General features: G+C 58.3%; 20 protein-coding genes and 1 tRNA gene. 8 read left to right on the plus strand and 13 right to left on the minus strand.

Features of this window, described 5'->3' with window-relative positions:
* Positions 1-160: 160 nt before the first annotated feature.
* From ACLEIV_RS08890 to ACLEIV_RS08910, 5 genes are all read right to left on the minus strand, one after another.
* Complete coding sequence (locus ACLEIV_RS08890; RefSeq protein ID WP_410456298.1) at positions 161-1,885, minus strand: PTS fructose-like transporter subunit IIB; 1,725 nt, start codon at positions 1,883-1,885, stop codon at positions 161-163.
* Positions 1,882-2,829, minus strand: coding sequence for a 1-phosphofructokinase (gene pfkB, locus ACLEIV_RS08895; protein WP_410456299.1), 948 nt, complete (start codon positions 2,827-2,829; stop codon positions 1,882-1,884). The genes ACLEIV_RS08890 and pfkB overlap by 4 nt, the downstream gene beginning before the upstream one ends.
* Positions 2,826-5,684, minus strand: coding sequence for a phosphoenolpyruvate--protein phosphotransferase (gene ptsP / locus ACLEIV_RS08900; RefSeq protein ID WP_410456300.1), 2,859 nt, complete (start codon positions 5,682-5,684; stop codon positions 2,826-2,828). Before ptsP ends, pfkB begins: the two co-directional genes overlap by 4 nt.
* Before the next feature lie 294 nt (positions 5,685-5,978).
* Positions 5,979-6,641: a TIGR01621 family pseudouridine synthase gene (locus tag ACLEIV_RS08905; RefSeq protein ID WP_410456301.1), complete on the minus strand. Its 663-nt coding sequence runs from the start codon at positions 6,639-6,641 to the stop codon at positions 5,979-5,981.
* Positions 6,642-6,722: 81 nt separating this feature from the next.
* Positions 6,723-6,813: transfer RNA gene (locus tag ACLEIV_RS08910), tRNA-Ser, on the minus strand.
* A gap of 245 nt (positions 6,814-7,058) precedes the next feature.
* Here ACLEIV_RS08910 and ACLEIV_RS08915 point away from each other — a divergent pair.
* The 3 genes from ACLEIV_RS08915 to ACLEIV_RS08925 all read left to right on the plus strand — a co-directional run bounded on the left by ACLEIV_RS08915 (position 7,059) and on the right by ACLEIV_RS08925 (position 10,362).
* Positions 7,059-7,718, plus strand: coding sequence for a Bax inhibitor-1/YccA family protein (locus ACLEIV_RS08915; protein WP_410456302.1), 660 nt, complete (start codon positions 7,059-7,061; stop codon positions 7,716-7,718).
* A 121-nt stretch (positions 7,719-7,839) separates the two neighbouring features.
* Positions 7,840-9,993, plus strand: coding sequence for a YccS family putative transporter (gene yccS, locus ACLEIV_RS08920; protein ID WP_410456303.1), 2,154 nt, complete (start codon positions 7,840-7,842; stop codon positions 9,991-9,993).
* 39 nt (positions 9,994-10,032) lie between these two features.
* Entirely contained in the window at positions 10,033-10,362 is a 330-nt protein-coding gene (locus ACLEIV_RS08925; RefSeq protein ID WP_410456353.1) for a TusE/DsrC/DsvC family sulfur relay protein, read from the plus strand.
* A 199-nt stretch (positions 10,363-10,561) separates the two neighbouring features.
* Here ACLEIV_RS08925 and ACLEIV_RS08930 read toward each other — a convergent pair whose 3' ends face one another.
* The gene (locus ACLEIV_RS08930; protein WP_071471778.1) at positions 10,562-10,900 is read right to left on the minus strand and encodes a Grx4 family monothiol glutaredoxin; all 339 of its coding nucleotides are present in this window, start codon (positions 10,898-10,900) and stop codon (positions 10,562-10,564) included.
* 364 nt (positions 10,901-11,264) lie between these two features.
* On the opposite strand from ACLEIV_RS08930, the gene sodB reads away from it, so the two are divergent.
* The 4 genes from sodB (at position 11,265) to pyk (ending at position 16,454) form a co-directional block, all read left to right on the plus strand.
* On the plus strand, positions 11,265-11,846 hold the full coding sequence (sodB, locus tag ACLEIV_RS08935; RefSeq protein WP_410456304.1) for a superoxide dismutase [Fe]: 582 nt from the start codon (positions 11,265-11,267) through the stop codon (positions 11,844-11,846).
* 133 nt (positions 11,847-11,979) lie between these two features.
* The gene (gene rimO, locus ACLEIV_RS08940) at positions 11,980-13,293 is read left to right on the plus strand and encodes a 30S ribosomal protein S12 methylthiotransferase RimO (protein WP_410456354.1); all 1,314 of its coding nucleotides are present in this window, start codon (positions 11,980-11,982) and stop codon (positions 13,291-13,293) included.
* Positions 13,294-13,874: 581 nt separating this feature from the next.
* The gene (locus tag ACLEIV_RS08945) at positions 13,875-14,726 is read left to right on the plus strand and encodes a MurR/RpiR family transcriptional regulator (protein ID WP_410456305.1); all 852 of its coding nucleotides are present in this window, start codon (positions 13,875-13,877) and stop codon (positions 14,724-14,726) included.
* Positions 14,727-15,014: 288 nt separating this feature from the next.
* Entirely contained in the window at positions 15,015-16,454 is a 1,440-nt protein-coding gene (gene pyk / locus ACLEIV_RS08950) for a pyruvate kinase (RefSeq protein WP_410456306.1), read from the plus strand.
* Between the two features lie 308 nt (positions 16,455-16,762).
* Here the strand turns inward: pyk and ACLEIV_RS08955 are convergent, their stop codons facing one another.
* A complete protein-coding gene (locus ACLEIV_RS08955) occupies positions 16,763-19,033 on the minus strand; it encodes an acyl-CoA dehydrogenase (RefSeq protein WP_410456307.1) in 2,271 nt (756 codons plus the stop codon).
* A 31-nt stretch (positions 19,034-19,064) separates the two neighbouring features.
* A complete protein-coding gene (psrA, locus tag ACLEIV_RS08960) occupies positions 19,065-19,706 on the minus strand; it encodes a TetR family transcriptional repressor PsrA (RefSeq protein WP_410456308.1) in 642 nt (213 codons plus the stop codon).
* A 277-nt stretch (positions 19,707-19,983) separates the two neighbouring features.
* Between psrA and rsmS the strand changes: the two genes are divergently transcribed.
* Positions 19,984-20,148: a pleiotropic regulatory protein RsmS gene (gene rsmS / locus ACLEIV_RS08965; RefSeq protein WP_410456309.1), complete on the plus strand. Its 165-nt coding sequence runs from the start codon at positions 19,984-19,986 to the stop codon at positions 20,146-20,148.
* 69 nt (positions 20,149-20,217) lie between these two features.
* Here rsmS and speA read toward each other — a convergent pair whose 3' ends face one another.
* The 5 genes from speA to ACLEIV_RS08990 form a co-directional block, all read right to left on the minus strand.
* Entirely contained in the window at positions 20,218-22,122 is a 1,905-nt protein-coding gene (gene speA, locus ACLEIV_RS08970; protein WP_410456310.1) for a biosynthetic arginine decarboxylase, read from the minus strand.
* 227 nt (positions 22,123-22,349) lie between these two features.
* Entirely contained in the window at positions 22,350-23,285 is a 936-nt protein-coding gene (locus ACLEIV_RS08975; RefSeq protein ID WP_410456311.1) for a patatin-like phospholipase family protein, read from the minus strand.
* A 162-nt stretch (positions 23,286-23,447) separates the two neighbouring features.
* Positions 23,448-23,720, minus strand: coding sequence for an Rdx family protein (locus ACLEIV_RS08980; protein WP_410456312.1), 273 nt, complete (start codon positions 23,718-23,720; stop codon positions 23,448-23,450).
* A gap of 70 nt (positions 23,721-23,790) precedes the next feature.
* Entirely contained in the window at positions 23,791-24,504 is a 714-nt protein-coding gene (locus tag ACLEIV_RS08985; protein WP_410456313.1) for a hypothetical protein, read from the minus strand.
* A gap of 32 nt (positions 24,505-24,536) precedes the next feature.
* Positions 24,537-25,100, minus strand: coding sequence for a YceI family protein (locus ACLEIV_RS08990; RefSeq protein WP_410456314.1), 564 nt, complete (start codon positions 25,098-25,100; stop codon positions 24,537-24,539).
* Positions 25,101-25,164: the final 64 nt, after the last annotated feature.

Below are 25,164 nucleotides of genomic sequence, written 5' to 3' on the forward strand. Positions count from 1 at the left end.
CTGCGGACAACACCTCATTATGGAAAAGGCTGCAGGGATTGCATCAGCCGACTGTCAAATGCCAGGGATGGCATTTGCTGAGCGTCACAAGGATGTGCTTGCAGCGGGTCGGTGGAGGCAACCCTGCTGTCTCTATAATTTAGAGTGACCCCTTCACGATTTATTTTCCCGCCAGCATCTGGGCATCGCTGCGCTTCAGTACCGAGTACAGCACGCCACTGACCAGGGATCCGGCGGCAATGGCCGGCACATACCACAGCAGTTGCTGAATGGCATTGGGGATAAAGAACACGAAAATTCCGCCATGGGGCGCCAGCAATTTCACACCAAAGTACATGGACATAGCCCCGGTGAGGGCGCCGCCGAGCATGCAGCAGGGGATCACCCGCAACGGATCCCGGGCGGCGAAGGGAATGGCGCCTTCGGAAATAAAGCACAATCCCAGTACAAAAGAGGCCTTGCCCGCCTCCTGCTCGCTCTTGTTAAACTTACGTCGGGCAAGAAAGGTGGCAATTCCCATGGCCAGCGCCGGCACCATGCCTGCCGCCATGGCCGCCGCCATGGGGCCGTAGGTTTGTGATGCCAGCAAGCCGACCGAAAAGGCATAGGCCGCCTTGTTGACCGGGCCGCCCATGTCGAAACACATCATGGTGCCGATGATAATACCGAGCAGCACCGCATCGGCCGAGCCCATGTTGTTGAGGAAGTCGGTCATGGTCATCATCACCAAGGCCACCGGCCCACCGACCACGTAAATCATCAGCAGACCGGTAAAGAGGCTGGCAAACAGCGGAATAATCAATATGGGTGTAAGTGCCGTCAGGCTGGCGGGCATCGGCACCTTCTGTGCCAGATAACGGGCACTGTAGCCGGCCAGAAAGCCGCCGATGATGCCGCCGATAAAACCGGCTCCCAGGGTGCTGGCCAGCATGCCACCAATCATGCCAGGGGCAACCCCTGGGCGGTCGGCAATAGAATAGGCGATGTAGCCGGACAGCACGGGTATCATAAGGGCAAAGGCCGAGGCCCCACCGATTTGCATCAGCGCCGCCGCCAGACTGCCTTCTTCCTTGAACGCCTCGATGCCAAACACGAACGACAGCGCGATCATCAAGCCGCCGGCAACCACCATCGGCAGCATGAACGACACCCCGGTCAGCAGATGCTGATAAGGACCGGCCTGCTTGTCGTCTTGCCGATCGCTCGCCTTCTCCGCTCCCGCCGTCTTCTTTCCCTTGTGCTGATATAACCGGGCTTCGGCCCGAGCGCGGTCCAGGGTGTGTTGCGGTTCTTTCAGCGCCGCCCCTGTGCTGGTGCGGTACACTCGTTTACCGTCAAAGCGGCCGAGATCCACTTCGATGTCCGCCGCCACTATCACCGCATCGGCGGCTTTGATGTCGGCGGTGCTCAGCGCGTTCTGGGCACCGACCGAGCCCTGGGTTTCGACTTTTATCTGGATCCCCATGCCGTTGGCGGTCTCGGTCAAGGCTTCCGCAGACATAAAGGTATGCGCCACGCCGGTCGGACAGGCGGTAATGGCCACCAGTTTCACCCCGACCACCGGCGCGCCTTCCTGCTGTATCACCGCCTGCTCCCTGCCCTGTTGCAGCCAGACACCGGGATCGTTCAGTGCCGACTGAATATCGCTACGATACAGGCGCTTGCCGACAAAACGAGACAGATCCAGTGGTGTATCCGCCGCCACCAGCACCAGTTCGGCCTCTTCGATCTGCGTTGGTGTGAAGGCCGTGACCGGCTCGAGCCGGCTGTAACATTCCACACTCGTCTGCCAAGCCAGACTTTGTGCCGCCTGACGCAACAAACGTGCCGCCAGATAACTGCTGGCCATGCCACTGGGACAGGCGGTAATAATCAATGTTTTCATTGCTCTTTTCCCGTCTCGAGTGACGTGATTTCAATGACATCCTGAACCACCGCCAGTTGTTGCTGATTACCGATGCCGACCCCCACCTGGGTCACCGCCATGATCGACAGGGCCACGGCCCGCCGCAGGGTAGAAGCTTCATCCCGACCTTCCTGCAAACCGGCACAAAGTCCGGCCATCAGGCTGTCGCCGGCGCCCACAGTACTGACTACCTTCACCCTGGGTACCCGGGCCCGCCAGACTCCCCGGGGGCTGAACCAGTGCACACCATCGGCACCGCTTGATACCACTACATGCCGAATACCCTGCTGCTGAAGCTCCCGGGCACAGGCCATCAGCTCGGCTTCATCGCGAATGGGTCGACCGATAAGCGTCGCGAGTTCGTCGATATTGGGCTTGATCAGCGCGGGCTTTCCCTTTATCCCCGCACGCAGGGCCTCGCCACTGGTATCCAGCAAGATCCGTTTTCCGCGCTCGCGCCACCGTCCGATCAGCTCCTCGAGTTGCCCGGGACAGGCGCCGGGCGGCAGGCTTCCCGCCACTACCAGGGTATCGAAGTGAGCACCCAGCGAGTCGAGTCGCGCCAGTAGTCGGTTCCAATCGCCCTTCTCCACCTGTAATCCCGGCAGATTGATATCCGTGACCCGGCCATCGGCTTCGCTGACCTTGACATTAACCCGGGTATCACCGGCCAGACGCACGACGTCGTCGTCGATACCGTAACGCTCGAACAGGGCACGAAAGGCGGCGTCGTTGTTCCGGCCCAGAAAACCGCAGGCCCGGGGCCTATGTCCCAAGTCGGCCAGCACCCGGGCCACGTTGATGCCCTTGCCGGCGGCGCCCAGATGACCACTGTTGGCCAGGTTGACCGTTCCCGCGCTCAATGTCTCCAACGTGACGGTCAGATCCAGTGCCGGGTTCAGGGTCAGGGTGACAATGCTCATCGAGCTGCACCCACCAGCTGACGAACCGTCGGGGCATCACTGGCCTTTAATGCCTGTTCGGCCAGTTGCCGGCAGCTGCTCAGGCTCCACTCCCGCACCTGCGCCTTCACCAAAGGCACCCGCCTGAGGGTGACCGACAGTTCGTCCACCCCCAACCCGACCAACAGCGGCAGCGCCACCGGATCCGAGCCCAGCTCACCACAGACTCCCACCCACTTGCCTTCGGCATGAGCCGCGTCCACCGTCATCTTGATCAACCTTAATACCGCCGGGTTGAGGCCATCGGAGAGGGCGGCTAGTTCAGCGCTTCCCCGGTCCATCGCCAGGGTGTACTGGGTCAGATCGTTGGTGCCGATACTGAAAAAGTCGACCTCTTGGGCAAACACCCCGGCGTTGAGGGCGACGGAAGGCACTTCCACCATGATACCGAGCTGCACATTGGTCGCCTGCACCTCGGCCTGTATCTTGTCAAATAGGCTCCTGGCCCAGCGCCACTCGGACCAGTCAGCCACCATGGGAAACATGATGCGCAAGGGCCGGTCACCGGCGGCCATCAGCAAGGCGCGCAACTGGGTTTCCAGCAACGCGGGCTTTTGCATGCACAGTCGAATGCCGCGCACCCCGAGGAAAGGGTTGCCTTCTTTTGGCTCCGGCCAGTAAGGCAGGGATTTGTCTCCCCCCACGTCCAGGGTTCTTACCACCAGCGGCCGGCCGTCGAGGGCATCAAACACGCTCCGATAGGCGGCCAGTTGAGCGTCCAGATCCGGTGCACTGCGCCGGGCCATGAACACAAATTCGGTACGCAGCAGGCCCACCCCTTCGGCGCCAGCCTCCACCACCTCCGCCGCCCGGGCGGTATTACCCAGATTGGCCGCTACTTCCACCCGGTATCCGTCACGGGTAATGGCCGGTTCATGACGATGAGCCCAGGCAAGATCGGCCAGATCCCGCTCCCCTTGCTGACAAACCCGGGCCTGCTCCAGCACCGACACCTCGGGGGCGACCCAAAGCGTACCGTCATCGCCATTGAGGATGGCTTCGGTACCCGACTGCAAGGTCATGACGGCACCGCCTGCCGCCACCAGCAATGGAATACCCAGGGAGCGCGCCAGAATGGCGCTGTGCGACGAAGCACCACCGCCAACGGTGACCAGCCCCAACACCCTGCCCGGGTCCAGGTTGACCAGTTGGGAGGGGCCTATATCCTGCGCGACCCAGAGATAGGGATGGTCCGGTGTTACCACCGGGTTGCTGTCGCACAACCTCGCCATCACCCGGCGACCAATATCGCGAATGTCGGCGGCCCGCTCGGCCAGCAGGGCGTCGGGGCTGGCCGCCTGCCGGATGGCGACGGAGTCAATTTCGCTCCACCAGGCCGCCGCCGCCGACATACCCTGTTTGATGCGGCAGCTCACCCCCTGTGTCAAAGAAGGATCGGCCAGCAACTCCCGATGCATCGCCATCATGTCCCGCGCCTGCGGAGCATTTATCCGACTCAGGGTGGCGGCCAGCTCCGTACTGGCCTGCTCGATGGCCGTATTCAGCTTTCGCTGCTCGGCCCGGGCATCCTCGGCCTGTTGCGGGTACTCGAACTCCACGGGGGCATCTACGAATACCGGCCCGATGGCAATACCGGGTGAGGCGGATACTCCACGCACCCGGGTATTGGCCGCGATGTCGTCCGGCTCATGCAAGATATCGGTGGCGTCGGCTTCCGCTACCGCCGCCAGGGTAGCAAGCTCCTCTCCCAAGCCTCCGCTTACCGCCTCCTCCAGGGCATTCAGGGCCTCCTCGGCATCCTGCCCCTCGGCACGGAACACCAGCTGATGGCCAGCCTTGGCGCCCAGACCTATCACCTTCATCAGACTCTTGGCCGATACCCAGCGCCCGTCTCCGTCGAGATTGCGAATCTTGATCTCCGCCTCGAATTGTTTCGCGCTTTGTACCAGTGCGGCCCCGGGCCGGGCATGCAGGCCATACTCATTACGCACCACTGCCGCCCTTTCATTGGTGGCCGCAGATAGCGGCCCCCGTTCCAGGGCTGCGATCAGCGCCTCGGCAGAGTCCTGTCCCGCCAGCTCGGCACCTCTGCCCGCCACCAGCCACTCGGTCATTTGGGTCAACAGGGTCTTGTGGCCGACCCCTTTCACCGCCAGCACCAGTAACCCGGATACCGGCTGCTGACGATGCTCGATGGCCGAGCTGGCGGTGGTCAGCAGCACCGCCCGCGGCTTGTCGTCGGCCGGAGTCTGTTTCAGCCACCAGCCCTGTCCGATATGGACAGCCTCATGTTGCTGCAGCTTTTTCTCCTCATCCGGGCTCAACAGAAGGCGTGATACTGCCTGTTCAACCAGCTGTTCCAGAGCGCTGACACTGACCTTAACGGCCACCTGCCCGGCGTTCAGCATCCATTCGGTTGTCGACCCGGCGTCATCCTGCAACAGTTGCAATACCTCCTGCGGCTCACGGGCGGCCTTTACTTGCTCGGCCAGCCCGTCCCGAGACAAGGTGCCGGCCAATTGTTTCAGCAGACCCAGATGCTCGTCGGAGCCGGCGGCAATGCCCAGCACCAGATAGACCTTTTCTCCGTCGCCCCAGGGCACCCCATTAGGCAGGTGCATGGCCTTGATGCCGGTTTTTTTAATCAGATGGCGGCTCTCCTGAGTACCGTGGGGGATGGCAATACCCTGGCCCAGGTAGGTAGCAGTTTGTGCCTCTCGTGCCAGCATGCCGGCCCCGTAACCGGCGGCGACATGGCCGTCCTGCTCCAGCCAGTCGGCCAGCGCCTGAATGACGGTGGTCTTGTCGGCCAGGGGAACACCGGTTTTTACGTCTTGCGCAGTCAGAAAAAGCATGACATCACCTGAAGATGGACAAAAGATGGATACCTTGAGACAAGATGGTGGAACCTGGGGCGTTTTGGTAACTGAATTTATACTGAATCGTTTCAGGCAGACGGGCAAGTCTGTTTCTGTTGCCCGGAAGGCATGACTCACCGGGCAAGAATTCACAACAATCAGGGCTGAGTTTCCTGGCCATTCCATGCGAAGACCCGGCCGGCATGTTCGGGCCCGATGCCACCACCCATGATCCAATCATGCATCTGGCCTCTCCTTGTCGCGATTATTGCTCGGAAAGGATGACCGGGTTTAATCGACTTTGCTTGCCGCCATTATTTGTGAGGCCCAGCCTTCCAACTCGTCGGCATGACTGATGAACTGCTCACCTTCGACCAGCGGCGCCCGCACCCGGACCGGCTCGCCCTGATAAGAGAAGCTCAGTTGCCAGGCATGCAGATAGCCCCGGTCTGCCACGCTGCCACCATAGCGGCTGTCGCCCAGAATGGGACAACCCTGGCTTTTCAGCGCCACCCGCAGCTGGTGGGTCTTGCCGGTCTGGGGCTGCAGTAAAAAGGCGCGCAGGCCCTCGGCCAGCAGACTGCTGTAAAAGCGGGTCATGGCCGGATTATGCTGGGTACGACACAGCTTCCAGCTGCCGCCGCGCGCCTTTTCCATGTCGCCCTTGATCAGGCCCTGCTTTTTGATCGGCTTGTGATCCGACAGCGCCAGATACCATTTGCGGGTGCTGCGCTCGGCAAACTGACGGCTGAGCGCTCTATTGGCGTCCGGGTTGCGGGCCAGCAGCAAAACACCGGTAGTGATCTTGTCCAGCCGGTGGACCGGATACAGCGGCTCGTCCCGGGCTTCGCTGAGCTGGCGAACCAGACCCGGCAGATCCCCTTCCTGATGCATGCCGATGCCGGCCGTCTTGTTGATGACGAGGTAATCTCGATGTTCCAACAGAATGTCCATAAGGGCCTCTGAGCCAGACTCTGTAAACCTTGAAATGCAAAAAGCCCGCGGCGAATAAACGCAGCGGGCTTTTCTGTGGTATGGCGGAGGAGCAGGGATTTGAACCCTGGATGGGCTATAAACCCATGCCGGTTTTCAAGACCGGTGCATTCAACCACTCTGCCACCCCTCCGACGGCGTGCATACTACCCAAGGCCGGCCTGTCTTGTAAACCGATAAATGCCGACACCGGTGCGAATGGACATTTAATGATCACCATGACGCTGATTAACGGGGCAAAACCTTGAATTCGGGAACAGAAAGCTCGACAACCGAGTCATGATATGTCCAAATGACCGGTATCATTTTTAGCCGACCTGTTATTCTTGTTCAGATACGGGTCGGACACCGGTTTTAGACACTAAAGGAGTCTGAACGATGCGATATAACGATACTCTGTCCCGTACCCAGTCGGGTGCGCTGGCCACCAACAAGGTACTGCGCAACACCTATATGCTGCTGGGCCTGACTCTGGTCGTGGCCTCGTTGTCGGCCGGCGTCAGCGCCATGCTTGCCCTGCCACGTCCGGGACTTATCATCACCCTGGTCGGCTTCTATGGTTTGATGTACCTGACCGAGCGTAACCGCAACAGCGGTCTGGGCCTGTTGTTTATCTTCGCCTTTACCGCCTTCACCGGTTACACCATAGGGCCCATCATCAACTACTACCTGAGCACCGCCTCCGGCACCGAAACCGTCATGCTGGCTCTGGGTGGCACCGCGCTCACCTTCCTGTCACTGTCTGCCTATGTACTGACCACCAGAAAGGACATGTCCTTCCTCGGTGGCATGATGATGGCCGGTTTTGTGGTGCTGCTGGTGGGTATTGTCGCCAATATTTTCCTGGCCCTGCCGGCGCTGAGCCTGGCCCTGAGCGCCCTGTTCATCCTGTTCTCGTCCGGCGCCATCCTGATGCAGACCAGCGCCATCATCCACGGCGGCGAACAGAACTATATTTCCGCCACCGTGACGCTCTATGTCTCTATCTTCAACATCTTCCTCAGCCTGCTGCAACTGCTGGGTTTGAGCCGGGATTAACCCTTTCCCGCTCATCGAGTGCAAAAAGCCCCCGTGGGGGCTTTTTTTGTGGCCGCAGAGTCTGTTGTTCGTCACCGACTCGGGTATCATCGAAGCTAAGCCCGGTATCTTGAAGCATCCTATGTCACCCGCAATAATCTGGCTCCGGCGAGTCTTTACTGACAGCCATTTCTTCTTTGCCCTGAAAGTGCTGCTGGCCATGGGCAGCCTGCTGTTGCCCGGCTGGTGGCTGGAGCAGACGCCCACCGCCGTCACCCTGACGCTGGGCGCCATGGCCGGAGCCCTGAGCGAGGTGGATCAGGACCCCAAAGGCCGGCTGCGCCATCTACTGCTGAGCCTGTTGTGCTTTTTCGGGGCCATCAGCCTGGTCAGCCTGCTGATCGACAGTCCGCTGCTGTTCGGCCCCCTGCTGGTACTCAGCACCTTTGTGCTGATCCTGATGGGGGCCTGGGGGCCGGCTGCAAGCACCCTGGGATTCGGCACCCTGCTGGTGTCGCTCTATGCCATGCAGGGGCACGCCGACAGCCCTTCCTTCTGGTATCAGCCGCTACTACTGACTCTGGGCGCGGCCTGGTATGGTCTGCTGTCATGGCTGGTGCTGCTGGTCTGGCCCTACAAGCAGGTGCACGAGCAACTGGCCCAGTGCTACTTTGCCCTGTCCCGTTATCTGCTGGAAAAATCCCGTTTCTTCGACAGTCCCGAAGAACAGCATCAGCACCTGCGCCATCAGCTGGCCCAGCTCAATATCCAGCTGGTCAGCGCGCTGGAAACGACCAAGTTGATGCTGAATCGCCGCATTCAGGGCCGAGGCCAGCAGGAACAGGAGCTGGGCCGCCTGCTGGCGCTCTATCTGCAGGTACAGGAGATGCATGAACGCGCCACCTCCAGCCATTATTCCTATCGGCAGCTGAACCAGGATCTGAAACAGGTCGATGTACTGGCCGGTTACCAGACCCTGCTGGTGGAGCTGGGGGAAGCCTGCTACCGATTGGGTTACGCCATTCTCACCCATAATGCCTATCAGCACAGCAAGCGCATCGCCTGGGAGTTGAGCGCCCTCCAGGATCAGCTGGATTACAGTCACCTCAAACGCCATTACCCCCGTTCGCTGCTCAGTCCGATGAAATTTCTCGGCCGTAACATGGCACACCTGCATCAGGCCCTGCTGCGGGCCGAGACGCTGACCCGGCGCCAGCCGCTGTCCGAAGACGTGTCCGTCGAGCTGGCTCGCCCGGAGCCTGTACCCTTCTGGCCCAAATTCAAGGCCCTACTGCATCCCAATTCCCTGTTGTTTCGCCACGGGGTTCGCCTGAGCCTGTGCTTTGCCCTGGGTTACAGCCTGATCGCCGCCCTCGAGCTGGAACGCGGCTACTGGATACTGCTGACCATCCTCTTCGTCTGTCAGCCCAGCTTCAGCGCCACCCGCAAGCGACTGCTGCAGCGCACCCTGGGTACCCTGGGTGGTATTGTAGCGGGCATCCCCCTGCTGATGTTGTTTCCCTCGGTCGGCGCCCAGCTGGTGATACTGCTGCTGTGCGCCTTTGTGTTCTTTACCCAGGTCAAGGTCTATTACAGCTGGGCGGTGGGCTTTGTCACCCTCTTCGTGCTGCTGGCCTTCAATCTGCAAAGTGGCGTGGCCGAACCGGTATTTCTGCCCCGGTTGTTCGACACCCTGGCCGGTTGCGCCCTGGCCTTCGTAGCGGTCTGGTTTATCTGGCCCGACTGGCAGCGCCGCCACCTGCCCCGACTGATGGCCGATGCCATGGAAGCCAACGCCCATTATCTGGCGGCCATTGCCCGGCAATTCGCACTGGGCCGACATGACGAGCTCGATTACCGACTGCCGCGCAAGCAGGCTCACCTGGCGGATAATCAACTGGCGCTGGCCTGGCAGAATATCCGGGTGGAGCCGGTGCCCAGGCATTGGCTGAACCTGTGTTTCGATATCGCCTATCGCAACCATGCCCTGCTGTCGTATCTGTCGACCCTGGGCGCCCATCGCATGCACAGCGCGCCCCTGCAGGATGAACAAATTCGACAACTGGTGACCCGGCTGCTCGCTTCGGCCCAGGCTCTGCGCCGCGAAGAGGTATTGCCGACCTATCCGCCGCTACCGAGCACCAACGCCGGCACAGAGACCGACGATGAGTGGCTGATCCTCAGCCATCAGTTGTTGGGACATATCACCCTGTTGGTAAACGATCTCTACCAGCTGGCCCGGGGCTTTCGGCAGCAGACACCAACGGAAGATGCGCCAGGCCCGCGACTTGGGTAAAATCACAGGTCCATGAGAGTACAAAGAAGATGAATGCTTATGTTCGAGTTTGAAGGGCGTACTATCGATACCGATGCCCAGGGCTACCTTAAACAGCATCAGGACTGGCAACCGGAAATGGTGACCATTCTGGCCGATCAGGAAGGCATCATGCTGACTCCTGAACACCGGGAAGTGATCCAGTTTGTGCGCGACTTTTATCTCAAATACAACACCTCGCCGGCCATGCGCGCCCTGGTGAAGGCCATGGCCAAAGAGCTGGGCGAAGAGAAAGGCAACAGCCGTTACCTGTACCGGCTGTTCCCCAAGGGCCCGGCCAAACAGGCCACCAAGCTCGCCGGCCTGCCCAAGCCGGTGAAATGTATATAGGCGCGAGCTGTGACAGAGCCACTCGATGGATGATCCAACTGACCACTGAAATATGTGGAAGAAACAGCAGCGTTACCCTTTTTATGCGGCAACTCGCTCGTTGAGCAAAAACCCGCGTTACGCCGTCAGCAGGCACAAAAAAGCCCGGGTCGATTCGGGCTTTTTCTTATTGCTTAATACTTACGGCTGCCCTTCGGGCTTACTCTTGTTCCGACTTGGGATACTTGGCCGCGGTTTCCTTGATCAGCGGCTGCAATTCGCCTTGCTGGAACATTTCCATGATGATATCGCAGCCACCGACCAGTTCACCGTCTACCCACAACTGAGGGAAGGTCGGCCAGTTGGCGTATTTCGGCAGCTCGGCACGAATTTCCGGGTTCTGCAGAATATCCACGTAGGCGAAAGGTTCACCACAGTTCATCAGCGCCTGAGAGGCCTGGGCAGAAAAACCACAGCTGGGGAATTTGGGCGACCCTTTCATGTAAAGCAGAATCGGATTTTCACTGATTTGGGTTTTGATCTTTTCAATTGTATCCATGGGGCACCTCAGCAGACGGCTGTATGTTAAAAAACACGATTTGTTAAAAACCACATTCTACTTTATCCCTCTGTGGTCACAAGAGCGGGACGCCATAAATTGGTATTGGCAATACATTAACCTGAAGCAGGGCCGACACCGATGACGTTCCGAATACAAAGTTACCGTTTTTCGGCGCCTTTCCGGTACGGGGTACCCCTACAAAAGCTGTTGTTGTTTAGCCGTCCGGCAAACTGCTACAATCCTTTCAGCAATTTAGCGGTTTGCGGCTATGAAATGTCGGCCGCCCCGCCATGGAAAGAAAGCAAGTCAGCAATGTCGAGACCAGCCTCAGGCTGGCACCATCAAAATGGAGAATATAATAATGGCATTTGAACTTCCCGCCCTGCCTTACGCCAAAAACGCGCTGGAACCCCATATTTCTCAGGAAACCCTGGAATACCACCACGGTAAACACCACAATTCCTACGTGGTCAACCTGAACAACCTGGTTCCCGGCACCGAGTTTGAAGGCAAATCTCTGGAAGACATCATCACCACTTCTTCCGGTGGCATTTTCAACAACGCCGCCCAGATCTGGAACCACACCTTCTACTGGAGCTGCCTGGCTCCCAACGGTGGCGGCGAGCCTACCGGCGCCCTGGCCGATGCCATCAAGGCCGCGTTCGGTTCTTTCGATGCCTTCAAGGAAGAGTTCACCAAATCCTGTGTGACCAACTTCGGCTCCGGCTGGACCTGGCTGGTGAAGAAGGCCGACGGCTCCGTTGCCATCGCCAACACCTCCAACGCCGGTTGCCCGCTGACCGACGCCGCCACTCCGCTGCTGACCTGTGATGTATGGGAACACGCCTACTACATCGACTACCGCAACGTGCGCCCCGACTATGTGAAGGCCTTCTGGTCTCTGGTCAACTGGGAATTCGTGGCAGAAAACTTCGCCAAGTAAGTCCTGGTTAGCTAAAAACACCCCGGCTTGCCGGGGTGTTTTTGTTATTGAGTCTTTTTTATACAGCCTGTTTGGGTGTAAAATACGCCCTCTTTTATTTCTACCTCTTTAAAGTGAGTTAAGCCCAGTGAGTATGACTGTTCCCCGTATCGGCTTTGTGTCTCTCGGTTGTCCGAAAAATCTGGTCGATTCCGAGCGTATTCTGACCCAGCTGCGTATCGAAGGTTATGATGTGGTGCCTTCCTACGATGATGCCGATCTGGTGATCGTCAATACCTGTGGCTTTATCGACAGTGCCGTGCAGGAGTCCCTGGAAGCGGTAGGCGAAGCCCTGAGCGAAAACGGCAAGGTCATTGTTACCGGCTGTTTAGGTGCCAAGGAAGACCAAATCCGCGAAGTTCACCCCAAGGTACTGGAAATTACCGGCCCTCATTCCTACGAGCAGGTGCTGGAGCACGTGCATCGTTATGTTCCGCGTCCAGAATACAACCCCTTCGTCAATCTGGTACCCGAGCAGGGTGTCAAGCTCACGCCCAAGCATTTCGCCTACCTGAAGATTTCCGAAGGTTGCAACCACAAATGCACCTTCTGCATCATCCCCTCGATGCGCGGCGATCTGGACAGCCGCCCCATCGGCGATGTGCTGAGCGAAGCCCGCCGCCTGGCCAATGCCGGCGTGAAGGAACTGCTGGTGATCTCCCAGGACACTTCTGCCTACGGGGTGGATGTGAAGCACAAGACCGGTTTCGCCGACGGTATGCCGGTCAAGACCCATATTCAGGCCCTGTGCGAAGAGCTGGGCAAGATGGGTGTCTGGGTGCGGCTGCATTACGTGTACCCCTACCCGCACGTGGATCACCTGATCCCGCTGATGCGCGACGGCAAGATACTGCCTTATCTGGATATTCCGCTGCAGCATGCCAGCCCGCGTATCCTCAAGCTGATGAAGCGCCCCGGCGCCGTGGATCGCACCCTGGAGCGGATCCGCAGCTGGCGTGAAATCTGCCCGGAGATCACCATTCGTTCCACCTTTATCGTCGGCTTTCCCGGCGAAACCGAAGAAGACTTCCAGATGCTGCTCGACTTTATCGAGCAGGCCGAGCTGGACCGGGTCGGTTGTTTCACCTACAGCCCGGTAGACGGTGCCCGTGCCAACGAACTGGCCGATCCGGTACCGGAAGAGGTCAAACAGGAACGGTTCGAGCGCTTCATGGCGCTGCAGCAGCAGGTTTCTACCCGCAAGCTGGCCCAGAAAATCGGCAAGGTGGTACAGGTGCTGATCGACGAAGTGGACGAAGAAGGCGCCATCGGTCGTTCCAGCGCCGATGCACCGGAAATCGACGGCGTCGTTTATCTGAACGGCGAAACCGGCCTCACCCCCGGCCAGATGGTATCCGTGACCATCACTCACTCCGACGAGTACGATCTCTGGGGCGAACTGGCCTGATAGCCATCCCTCTAGGGCCTGTTGACCTTTCGCGATGATGTTTGCAGCAGTTTGCGGAGTCGGCTAAACGCGTTTAACTCGAACAACATTTAGCCTCTAAAGGTCAACAGACCCCAGCAAAAGCCCCGGCAACGGGGCTTTTTCATCTCCGTCTCTTGTGTTTCCATAAACTGGTCGTTGTACCCATCCCATTAAGCAATTGATCTATTGGGTTCTCATATCAATCCGAACAGCTGGCACTGTCTGCAGGCAACACGGTGTACCTGAAGAGGCAGCAGAGAACGACGCCCACGATCGTGGCATGTCGAGGGAGGCGGCTGTGTTGCCTCTGAACTGCGACATAACACCAATGTTCAGATACTTAATGGGAGCGGTATAAACTGGTAGCTGGTGCACTTCATTTGTTGCTAAGCAACATTTATGTTACTGCTATTTTCAGCCTGTAATGGCTTTTCTCGAGTTCAGTCATACTTTGCTCGAGTGAGGCTCTCCACCCAATCGATTGTCCTGTATAGTGGTTCCTGTTTTTAAACGCCGTCCAGGGTCAGTCTTGGCCCGTCTCATCGAGCCCGGTAGTCCAGATGAATACATTAGAAAAAATTACAAAAAGCATCGAAAGTTTCAGCAAGTCTGAAAGAAAAGTGGCAGAAGTGATCCTTGCCTCACCTCAGACCGCTATCCATTCCAGCATTGCAACCCTGGCCAAACTGGCGGATGTGAGCGAGCCGACCGTCAATCGTTTTTGTCGCCGGCTCGACACCAAGGGCTTCCCCGACTTCAAGTTACACCTGGCCCAGAGCCTGGCCAACGGCACACCCTACGTAAGCCGTCAGGTGGAAGAAGACGACAGCCCCGAGTCTTATACCGCCAAGATTTTCGAATCCAGCATGGCCTGTCTGGACTCGGCCCGCAGCACCCTGGACCCACAGGCGGTCAATCGCTGCGTCGACTTGCTGACCCAGGCCAAGAAGCTGTCATTCTTCGGTCTGGGCGCCTCGTCAGCCGTGGCCCACGATGCCATGAACAAATTTTTCCGCTTCAATGTGCCTGTACTGTGTTTCGACGATGTGGTGATGATGCGTATGAGCTGCATCAACAGCTCGGAAGGCGATGTGGTGGTATTAATTTCCCACACCGGCCGCACCAAGGCACTGGTGGAAATCGCCCAGCTGGCCCGACAGAACGATGCCATCGTCATAGGACTGACCGCCAAAGACTCTCCCCTGGCGCGGGAGTGCACCATGGTATTGTCGATGGAGGTGTCGGAAGACACCGATGTTTACCTGCCGATGGCCTCGCGTTTGGCTCAAATGGTACTTATTGATGTGCTGGCCACCGGCTTTATTTTGCGTCGTGGCAGCAAATTCCGGGAGAATCTGAGAAAAGTTAAAGAAGGGATCAAAAATTCACGCTTTGATAACCCTCATATTTGATTTTGATCAAATGGCCGTAAAACACCGGCCATTTTTGTGACGCCGTCTACACTTTTTCATTTTCTTCAGTTATTATCGATAACAATTTCATAAATCAAGGATGCAGCGTCAGACCGTGAGCAAGCCATTCAACACCAATCGGGAGTCTGTCATCACGACGTTTTCTCCGGCTGTCACCCTCTCGTCTGCAGACATCCATGAATCTTTTATTGCTTGCGGCCTGCCAGATTTTAAATACCGCGCAACATACCCCTTTTTATGTGATCTACCTCTCAATTGGAGTCTCTTATGTTAAGACGTACCAAGATAGTTACTACCCTGGGTCCGGCTACCGATCGCGACAATAACCTCGAAGAAATCATCAAGGCCGGCGCCAACGTGGTGCGTATGAACTTTTCTCACGGCACCGCCGAAGATCACCTGGCTCGTGCCAACCAGGTGCGGGAAATCGCTAAAAAACTGGGCAAGCATGTGGCCATTCTGGGTGACCTTCAGGGTCCCAAAATCCGCGTGTCTACCTTTAAGGATGGCAAGATTCACCTCAATATCGGCGACAAGTTCCTGCTCGACGCCGACTTGCCCAAGGGTGCCGGCGATCAGCAGCAGGTTGGTATCGACTATAAAGATTTGCCGAGAGACGTGAAAACCGGCGACATTCTGCTGCTCGACGATGGTCGGGTGCAGCTGCGGGTTGAAGGCGTAGACGGCAACAAGGTACTGACCGAAGTGACCGTGGCCGGTCCGCTGTCCAACAACAAGGGTATCAACAAGAAAGGTGGCGGTCTTTCCGCTCCGGCCCTGACCGAAAAAGATAAAGAAGATATCATCACCGCCGCCAAAATCGGCGTCGACTATCTGGCCGTGTCTTTCCCCCGTACCGGTGAAGACATGCGCATCGCCCGTGACCTGGCCCGTGCCGCCGGCAGCAATGCCAAAATGGTTGCCAAGGTTGAACGTGCCGAAGCCGTTGCCACAGACGCCGCCATGGAAGACGTGATCCTGGCCTCCGACGTGGTCATGGTTGCCCGGGGTGACCTGGGGGTTGAGATTGGTGACTCCGAACTGGTGGGTGTGCAGAAGAAACTGATCCGTACCTCTCGTCGCCTGAATCGCGTGGTTATTACCGCCACCCAGATGATGGAGTCGATGATCAACGCGCCGCTGCCGACCCGTGCCGAAGTCATGGACGTGGCCAACGCCGTGCTCGATGGTACCGATGCGGTTATGCTGTCTGCCGAAACCGCCGCCGGTGACTTCCCGGTTGAAACCGTGAAGGCCATGGCCGAAGTCTGTCTGGGCGCCGAAAAACACCCCAGCGTCAACGTGTCCAACCACCGCATGAATTTTACCTTCACCTCGGTGGAAGAAACCGTCGCCATGTCTACCATGTATGCGGCCAACCACCTGCAGGGCGTAAAGGCCATCGTCGCATTGACTCATTCCGGCACCACGCCACTGCTGCTGTCTCGCGTTAGCTCCGGTCTGCCGATTTTCTCCCTGTCAGGTGAAGAAAAGACCCTGGCCTGGAGCAACATGTACCGCGGTGTGACGCCGGTTTACTTCAAGCACGACTCAAGCAAGAGCAGCACCGAAATCAGTCGTGAGGCTCTGGCAACCCTGAAAAAAGCCGGTTACGTGAACAGCGGTGATCTGGTACTGCTTACCCATGGCGATACCATGGAAGTGGTCGGCAGCACCAACACCTGCAAGATCCTGATCGTCGAATAAGCCTTCCGGTTTATCGATGCAAAAAGCCGCCCTTCTCGGGGCGGCTTTTTGTTTTCGGGCTTTCACTGATCCCGTGAAATGCCGACGGTACCTGTCACTGACATAAAAGACCGACCTGCTTCGCAGGCCCTGCCGGCTAAAGTGGCAGCGCCCCCTCCTCTGTAGGCGCTGCTTTACGACGCAAACCCACCGGCGAATCGAAACTTACAGACATAGCGCCATACAGCCCCTCCAGGCGAAACCCCGCCGTTATGCCTGTAGCCCCATGGCCAAGGGGCAGGAGCGGATCGGCGGCAACGACAAAAACCTCAGGCCACCTCTGACTTTTCGTTGTCCGCAGCTTCCCGGCTCAGCTCGCCGGGTTTGAAGCTGTCGACCGCAATGGCGTTGCGACGCAGTTCATCGGCGTGTTTCAGCTTCTGCACCTCGGTATCATCGATAATGCCCTGTGCCCGGGCCTGTATCAGCAGCTCGTCAAAGGCCGGCTTGCGCGGCAGGGTGCCGGCTTTTTGCGCCTCATGTAGTTTTTTCTCGATACCCTGCACCGACACCATGGCCAGAAAGGCGGCTTCCACCTCGCCCAGCCCCGGTTTGCCCTCGGCCGGCACATAACAGAGCCTCGTTAACCGGTCGCGTACCCCGCCCGGGATCATCAGCACCCTGCCGATGGCCTGGGCATGCTTGTCCAACGGCTTTTTATAGCGGTTACCCAGCGGGAAGATCAGTGTCTGCAAGGTCAGCGCCACCGGACGATGGGGGAAGTTCTGGAAGAAACCGTCCAGCGCCTCGCCAATCAGATAGAGGTTGCGACTCAGCGCATAATGCACGAACGGCAGCTCATCGGCGGGTCGGCCATTGTCCTCAAAATACTTGAGGGTGGCGCTGCCCAGATAAAGATGGCTCAGTACATCGCCCAGCCGCGCCGAAATCATCTCCTTGCGCTTGAGATCACCACCCAGGAGCAGCATCGACATATCGGCGCAGAGTGCCAGCGCCTTGCTCATCCGCGCCAGCTGTCGGTAGTAGCCTGCCGTCTCACCAGATACGGGAGCGCCATTGAAACGGGCGCCGGTCAGCCCCATCCAGAACGCGCCGACCACGTTGCCGGTGGCAAAGCCGATGTGCTTGAACAACAAACGGTCAAACGCCTCCAGCCCGGCCTGTTCATCCGGGTTGGCCGCCGCTTCCAGTTCCTGCAACACATAGGGGTGGCAACGGGTCGCCCCCTGGCCGAAGATCATCAGGTTGCGGGTCAGAATATTGGCCCCCTCCACCGTGATCGCCACCGGTATGCCCATGTAGTTGTGGGCCAGGTAGTTCTTGGGCCCCATCTGAATGGCCTTGCCCGCGTGCACATCCATGGCGTCATCCAGCACCGTTCTGGCCATTTCGGTCATATGATATTTGGAGATGGCGGTGACGATGGCCGGACTTTCGTTCAGATCCAGCGCCCTGGTGGTCAGCCGGCGGGTGGCTTCCAGCTGATAGGTCAGGCCTCCGATGCGGGCCAACGCTTCCTGTACGCCTTCAAACTTGCCGATAGACAAACCGAACTGCTTGCGCACATAAGCGTAGGCGCTGGTGGTACGCACCGACAGATGACCGCTGGCGGTCCCCAGTGCCGGCAGGGAAATACCCCGCCCGGCCGACAGGCATTCCACCAGCATGCGCCAGCCCCGGCCCGCATACTCGGGCCCGCCGATGATCCAGTCGAGGGGAATAAACACATCCTTGCCGCAGGTGGTGCCGTTCAGGAAGGCCAGCCCCATGGGGAAGTGACGATCGCCGGTTTCCACCCCCGGGTGACTGGTGGGGATCAGCGCGCAGGTAATACCAGGCGCCTCGTTATCTCCCAGCAGCCCGTCGGGATCGAGCAGCTTGAATGCCAACCCCAGCACGGTTGCCCGCGGCGCCAGGGTGATATAGCGTTTGTCCCAGTTCAGACGAATACCCAGTACCTGCTCGCCCTGGTATTCCCCCCCACACACCACACCCGTGTCAGGAATGGCACCCGCATCCGAGCCCGCCTCGGGTCCGGTGAGAGCAAAACAGGGTACTTCGGCTCCCCTGGCCAGACCGGGTAGCCAGCGGTCTTTCTGCTCATCGGTGCCGTAGTGCATCAGCAGCTCGCCGGGGCCGAGCGAGTTCGGCACCATAACGGTAACGGCCGCGCTCACGCTGCGCGAGGCGATGCGCGCCACTATGGTGGAGTTGGCGTAGGCGGAGAAATCCCGGCCGCCGTAGGATGCGGGGATGATCAACGAGAAGAAACCTTCCTGTTTTATGTAATCCCACACCGGCTCGGGCAGCTCTCGCTCATCGTTGACTATCTTATGGTCATCCAGCATGGCCAACAGAGTCTCCACCTGATTATCGAGGAAATGCTGTTCTTCATCGGTCAGGGTAGAGGGGCCATACGCCATCAGCTTCGACCAGTCTGGCTTGCCGCCAAACAGTTCACCGTCCCACCAGACCGAGCCGGCCTCCATCGCCTCGCGTTCGGTGACCGACAGCGGCGGCAGGATTTTCTTGAAGGTGGCAAAGGCCGGCCCACTGACCCACTTTTTGCGTAAACTCATGTTCCCTCTCCTCATTAACCGATATGGTCACTCAACAGGGGTTGGCACCCACGCCGCTGGCCAGGTAAGGGATCACCTTACGTACCAGCCCTTCTACATCGATGTCTTCATCGAAATCGGTTTTGGCAATATCCCGCAGCGCTTCACTGGACGCCATGGTGAACACCACGGTACCCAGGGTGAAGTGCAATCGCCAGAACACATCGGCCGACGACAGCGCCGGTGCCGCCTTGCGAATAGCCTGGGTAAAGTGCTCCAACACCTCGCCATAATGATTGACAATGAACCAGCGCAAAAAGCCCTGATTATCGATATAGCCCCGGCCCAGCAACTGCAAAAAGATTTCGGGTCCCCGGCGCTTGATCACCGTCAGCTCCATCAATGGCGCCACAAAACAGTCGAAGACCTGGTGCAGATTAATGGCGGGCTCGGTCAGCAGTTGCCGCAACGCCGCATCGGCCCTGGGCATGAAGATAGCCAGGTAGCGATCCATCACGGCCTTGATAAGGTCTTTCTTTGAGCCGAAATGATAGTTGACCGATGCCAGATTCACGTCGGCTGCACTGGTGATCAGCCGTAGCGAGGTATCATTGAAGCCCTGCTCGGCAAACAACACCTCGGCGGCATTGAGTATCTTCTGCTTGGTATCTTTTTTGCCTGCTGCTTTGCTCACGACTCACCTCAAAATAAAACAACTGTTTAAAATTTACGTTTCATGGCCGATGACTGTCAAGCGAAACCGTTGTGATAAATTTTTCTCTTTTGGCGCATTTAACGGGAACCTTCGGGCAGTCCTCCGCTCCAATGTAATGCCACTGCAATTAAGCACTAAGTCTTCGCCCAGCTCTGCTGGGCATTTTTTTGCCCGTCATTCGTAGCAACCCGACTTTAATATCCTGATTTTTCATATAATGTAGCCATACGCCCACAGACCATCATGGAGCAAAAAAATGGACCTGAGCCAGGCCCCGGCTGAAGTAAAACTGGCGGTAGATTTGATTGAATTACTGGAAGTGAACCAGATAGAGCCCACAGTGGCATTGGCGGCACTGGCCATGGTGATCAGAGATTTTGAACGTAAACGGGCACAGAAAAAGCCGGAAACCGGCGGCTAAACGCGGGAAGCATTGCACTTCCAGCTTACGGCTTACGGCTTACGGCTTACGGCTTACGGCTTATACAGCTTAAAGCTCTTCTTCCAGATAGGTATAACCTTCCAGACCGGCTGACAACTCTTTCAACATCATGGCGCGGGTGGCTTCATCCAGATCCGGCTGATTCACCAGTACCTCGTAACGGGCGTTGATCACCGACGGATCTATGTCCACATAGCGCAACATGTCGGCGACCGTGCTGCCGGCTTTCACATTATTGATCACCACCTTGCCCTGCTCGTCCACCGACACTTCCGCACTGTGGGTATCGCCGAACAGATTGTGCATGTCGCCCAGAATCTCCTGATAGGCACCCACCAGAAAAAAGCCCAGGTACTGGGGCTGACCGGGAACAAACTCCGGCATCGGCAGCGTGGTTTCCACACCCTGACCATCCACGTACTGATCGATGGCACCGTCCGAGTCACAGGTGATATCGAGGATCACCGCACGACGGGTCGGCGTCCGATCCAGACCATCCAGCGGCAATACCGGGAAGATCTGATCGATACCCCAGGCATCGGGCAGCGACTGAAACAGGGAAAAGTTGACGAAGCATTTGTCCGCCAGCTTCTCGTTCAGCTCGTCGATGATGGGTCTGTGCGCCCGGTTCACCGTGTCCAGTCGTGACTTGATGCCCAGACAGATGTTGAGGTGCATTTCCTCGGCCCAGGCTCTGTCTTCCAGGGTCATCAGACCCATGTTGTACTGCTGATGCACATCGGCCAGCTCGGCCACGGTATCGTGGTAAATTTCGAGCAGTGGCGGATCTTCCTGGCACAGATCTCCCCAGGTTTCCCAGATATTCTGCAGCAGGAAGGCGGCGTCGTCTGCCGGCGCTTTCGCGGCCTGGGGTTTGGCCGACTCGGTGCTGATCACATCGGCTATCAGCATGGCATGGTGCGCGGTAATGGCACGGCCGGATTCACTGATGATCAGCGGATAAGGCAGCTCGAACTCGCGGCACACATCACCGATACCCCAGACCACATTGTTGGCATATTCGCGCAGGTTATAGTTGGCCGAGCAATAGCTCTGCGAACGGGTACCTTCGTAATCTACACCCAGACCACCGCCCACATCGACGATGTCGACCGGTACGCCCATGCGGCGCAGCTCGCCATAGAAACGGCCGCATTCACGCACGCCTTTCTGGATATCGCGAATGTTGGCAATCTGGGAGCCCAGATGGAAGTGCAGCAGTTGCAGCCAGTCCAGGCAGTCCGCATCGCGCAACTGCTTGACCAGGCTCAGCACATGGGCTGCACTCAGGCCAAATTTGGACTTTTCGCCACCGCTGGACTGCCATTTTCCTGCGCCTTGCGAGGCCAGACGGGCACGCACGCCGAGGCGAGGAGCCACCTTCAGGCGTTTGGCCTCGTCCATCACCATGGTCAGCTCGGACAGCTTCTCGATAACGATATAGACCTGATGGCCCATCTTGGTGCCCAGCAACGCCAGGCGAATATATTCCTTGTCTTTGTAACCGTTACAGACGATCACCGACTCGGTTTCGTGGCTGTGCGCCAGTACCGCCAGCAGCTCCGGCTTGGAGCCGGCTTCAAGACCCAGGCGAGGCTTATCTTTGTAGGCCTTGGTGACCGCATCCAGCACACCGCGCTGCTGGTTGACCTTGATCGGGTAAACAGTCAGGTAATCGCCTTCGTAACCATAATCCTCGATGGCGCCGCTAAAAGCATTGAACAGGGCGTCGATACGGCTCTTGATAATATCGGGAAAGCGCAGCAGCACCGGCGCGGCGTAGCCTTCGGCCTTGAGCTGCTCGACCACCTCGGATACCACCACTTTGGCCTCGGGTCGGGTTTTATCGGGGGTAACCACCACCCGTCCCCGATCATCCAGATGAAAGAAACCCGCGCCCCAGTAAGGCAGGTTGTACACTTTGAGCGCGTCGTTTGCGGACCATTCAGCCATATTCTTTGTCCCCTTTCAGTGTAAGGGCCATAGAAAATCCGGACCTGGATAAGGCCCGGTACGATAATGTTGTGACGCTCGGAGGGTATAGAGCGTTCGGCGCTTCAGCAAGTATCTCCGTGACATTAATACTAATGATCATCGGTATGGCTTGTCCTGAAAAACGGGAGCCGAGTCTACACACAGAGTCGGGCGCTGACCAGTAGATGAGAACGCTTGCGACCACTTTATTGCGCAGCCAGCGTCTCCAGCGCCGACCCCAGCGTCTGCAGAAAATTCACACCGCAGCGCCGCCCCAGTTGGTAGTCCTGATCCAGCTGTGTCCGGCTCGACCCCAACACCCGGCTGTGCAGCGACTGATGCGGGAAAATCTCGATCACCCGGGTATCCTCCGGCGGCGAGCGAATGAAGTCGTGGAAGTCGTTGAAGCAGCGTTCGTGGGCCTCCACTATCTGCATCAAATCACCCATCCGCTCACGACCTATCCAGCCTTCCAGCTTGCGCGCCCAGTGCGGACTGAAGCGGCTATGCTGGGGGGCGGTACGGATCACCACTATGGTGCGCGCGCCCCGGCGATACGCCTCGCGTACCGGAATGGCATCGGCGACGCAGCCGTCCACATAGCGCTCTCCCTGCCACTCCACTCCGGCCCGGTAAAACAGCGGAATGGCGCTGGACGCCTTCAACCCCAGCATCCAGTCGCTCTCGGCCGGGTGAAAATAATGGGATTGGTAATCCCCGGTACGGGTGCTGCAAAACAGCAGCTCGCGCCCGTTCAGCCGTTTGCGACCGGTGTCGATATCCAGCGGCACCCCTCGGGTCAGGATCTCGAAGAACCAGTCCAGATCGACCAGATCGCCACCGCGGGCAAAGTGCAACGGACGAAAGAATTCGGTACGGGTGGTGTATTCCCCGATGATCTTGCAGGCATAGCCCCGGGCATCGCACACAAAGGCGGACAGATTCTGAGCCCCGGCCGACGTACCGATCAGGATATCGAAGGGGTCGAAACGGGCCTCCATAAATACATCCAGCACTCCGGCGGTAAAGATGCCCCTCTGCCCGCCCCCTTCACATACCAGGGCCAGCTTGCCGTTGAGGCCCCGAACATCGGCATAAAGCGGGGCAAGCAGCCCCAGGTTGATCGGTACATGGTTGGTCATGGTGATTCCCTTCATCAAACCGTATTAATGGTGCCGGGGCACCGTCATCGAGGCGGTTTGGGGACTCACTTGGTATTATGATTCAGGTTGCAGGCTGTGTCCCGAATCCGACCCGATACTCAAATCATAGCTAATCCACGGCTGGCCCGGCGCGCTATGGTGTTAACGGTCGCTGTGGCCCAGATCTCGCTCCGGCGCGATATGATCCCGTAGCCGCTGTTTGACCTCCCTGGCCTCGGGAAAGCCTTCGTCCGCCACCCGGCACCAAATAAGGGTGCCGTCGACGATGATCTGAAACTGGCCTTTCTCGCCAGGGATCAGCGCCACTTCGCCCACCTCATCATTGAAGGTCGACAAGATCTCCTGCGCCAGCCAGGCTGACCGCAACAGCCAGCGGCACAAAGCACAGTAGCGGATTTCCACTCTCGGTTTCATGGTGTTTCCTTGTCTCAGAACGAAAAGGGGCCGAGTCGGTTTGACTCAGCCCCTTGTTGTAACATTGCCATCAATATAACGAGTCTTGAGGCCACACCTGCCAGAGGCTGAGTGCACCCACCAGCAGCGCCGACACCACCGCTGCCAGCGCCGCCCACCAGGCTCCTTTATGGCGCAACCCCTGCTCCACCAGTGGTGGTATCAAGGCCAGGGCGACCAGCCACCAGTCCATGGGAATGAATTGCCAGCACAGGGTCAACAGCAACACATAGACACCGGTGAACTGCCGATCAGACAGCGGGCGGCCAAAACCACCCAACCACAGCAGAGCCGCCAGCACTGCCAGAGCTCCGGCAAGCTGGGCCAGCAGCAGGCTGCCGCCGATGGCCACGGTAATGGCAAAGGCGGCTCCTCCCGCGGCAAAGCCCAGCCCGGCACGGCCGGACTCGTCGCGCCATTCACGCCAGCCCTGCCATAGCCAGAATACCACCAGCCCCAGCAGCGCCTCGGGATAACGGCCCAGCAAGGGCCACAACGCCAGCAGAAACACTCCACCGACCAGTAGCGGCGACAAGATCCGACACCACAGTCTCGGTAACAGCTCGGCCAGCGCCACCGCCCAGAGTGCGAACGGCAGCCACTGGGTACCCTTGATCGGTAACAGATACCAGCCGGATGCCCAGCCGATAGTCACCCACATCGCCACCCCTGCCAGCCACCAGAATACAGCTGGGCGCCACCAGCCGATGGCGCCCGCTATCATGGCCGGCAACAGTGTCTGCATCAGCAGATCCACGCCCATATCACCCCCCGCTGTTACTGACGAATACCTTCGACAAACAACTTGATATGAATGTCGTCACCCACGCCGGGCAGGCCATAACTCATACCGAAGTCACTGCGCTTGATGGTCGTCTCGGCATTGAAACCATTACGATAGCCACCCCAGGGATCTTCGCCCTCGCCGATAAAGTTAACGTCGAAGGTCACCGGCTGACTCACGCCATGCACGGTCAGGTCGCCACTCAGCTTGCCGCCGTCCTTGTCGCCTTCATAACCGGTGCTGGCAAAATCCAGGGTCGGATACTGGCGTACATCGAAGAAGTCGGGGCTGCGCAGATGCTTGTCCCGCTCTTCATGGTTGGTATCGACGCTGTCTGCCTCGATGGTAAAACTGGCCTTGGCGGCGGCCGGATTATCCGCGTCAAACTGGTAGCTGCCCTCAAGCTCGTTAAAACGTCCCAGCAAGGTACTGAAGCCCATGTGGCTCACTTCAAAGGCGGCCGTGGTATGGGCCGGATCCACCTTGTAATCGGCGGCCACAACCGGGCCGGCCAGTGCCAGAGAAGAAACAAGCAGGGCTATTTTTTTCGTGTTCATAAGAATCTCCGTTACTGCAGAAATCAGACGCAGATGGCGCCATATGATTAATCTGGACTAGATA

This window comes from Oceanisphaera submarina (genome assembly GCF_046521305.1).
Taxonomy (GTDB): domain Bacteria; phylum Pseudomonadota; class Gammaproteobacteria; order Enterobacterales; family Aeromonadaceae; genus Oceanimonas; species Oceanimonas submarina.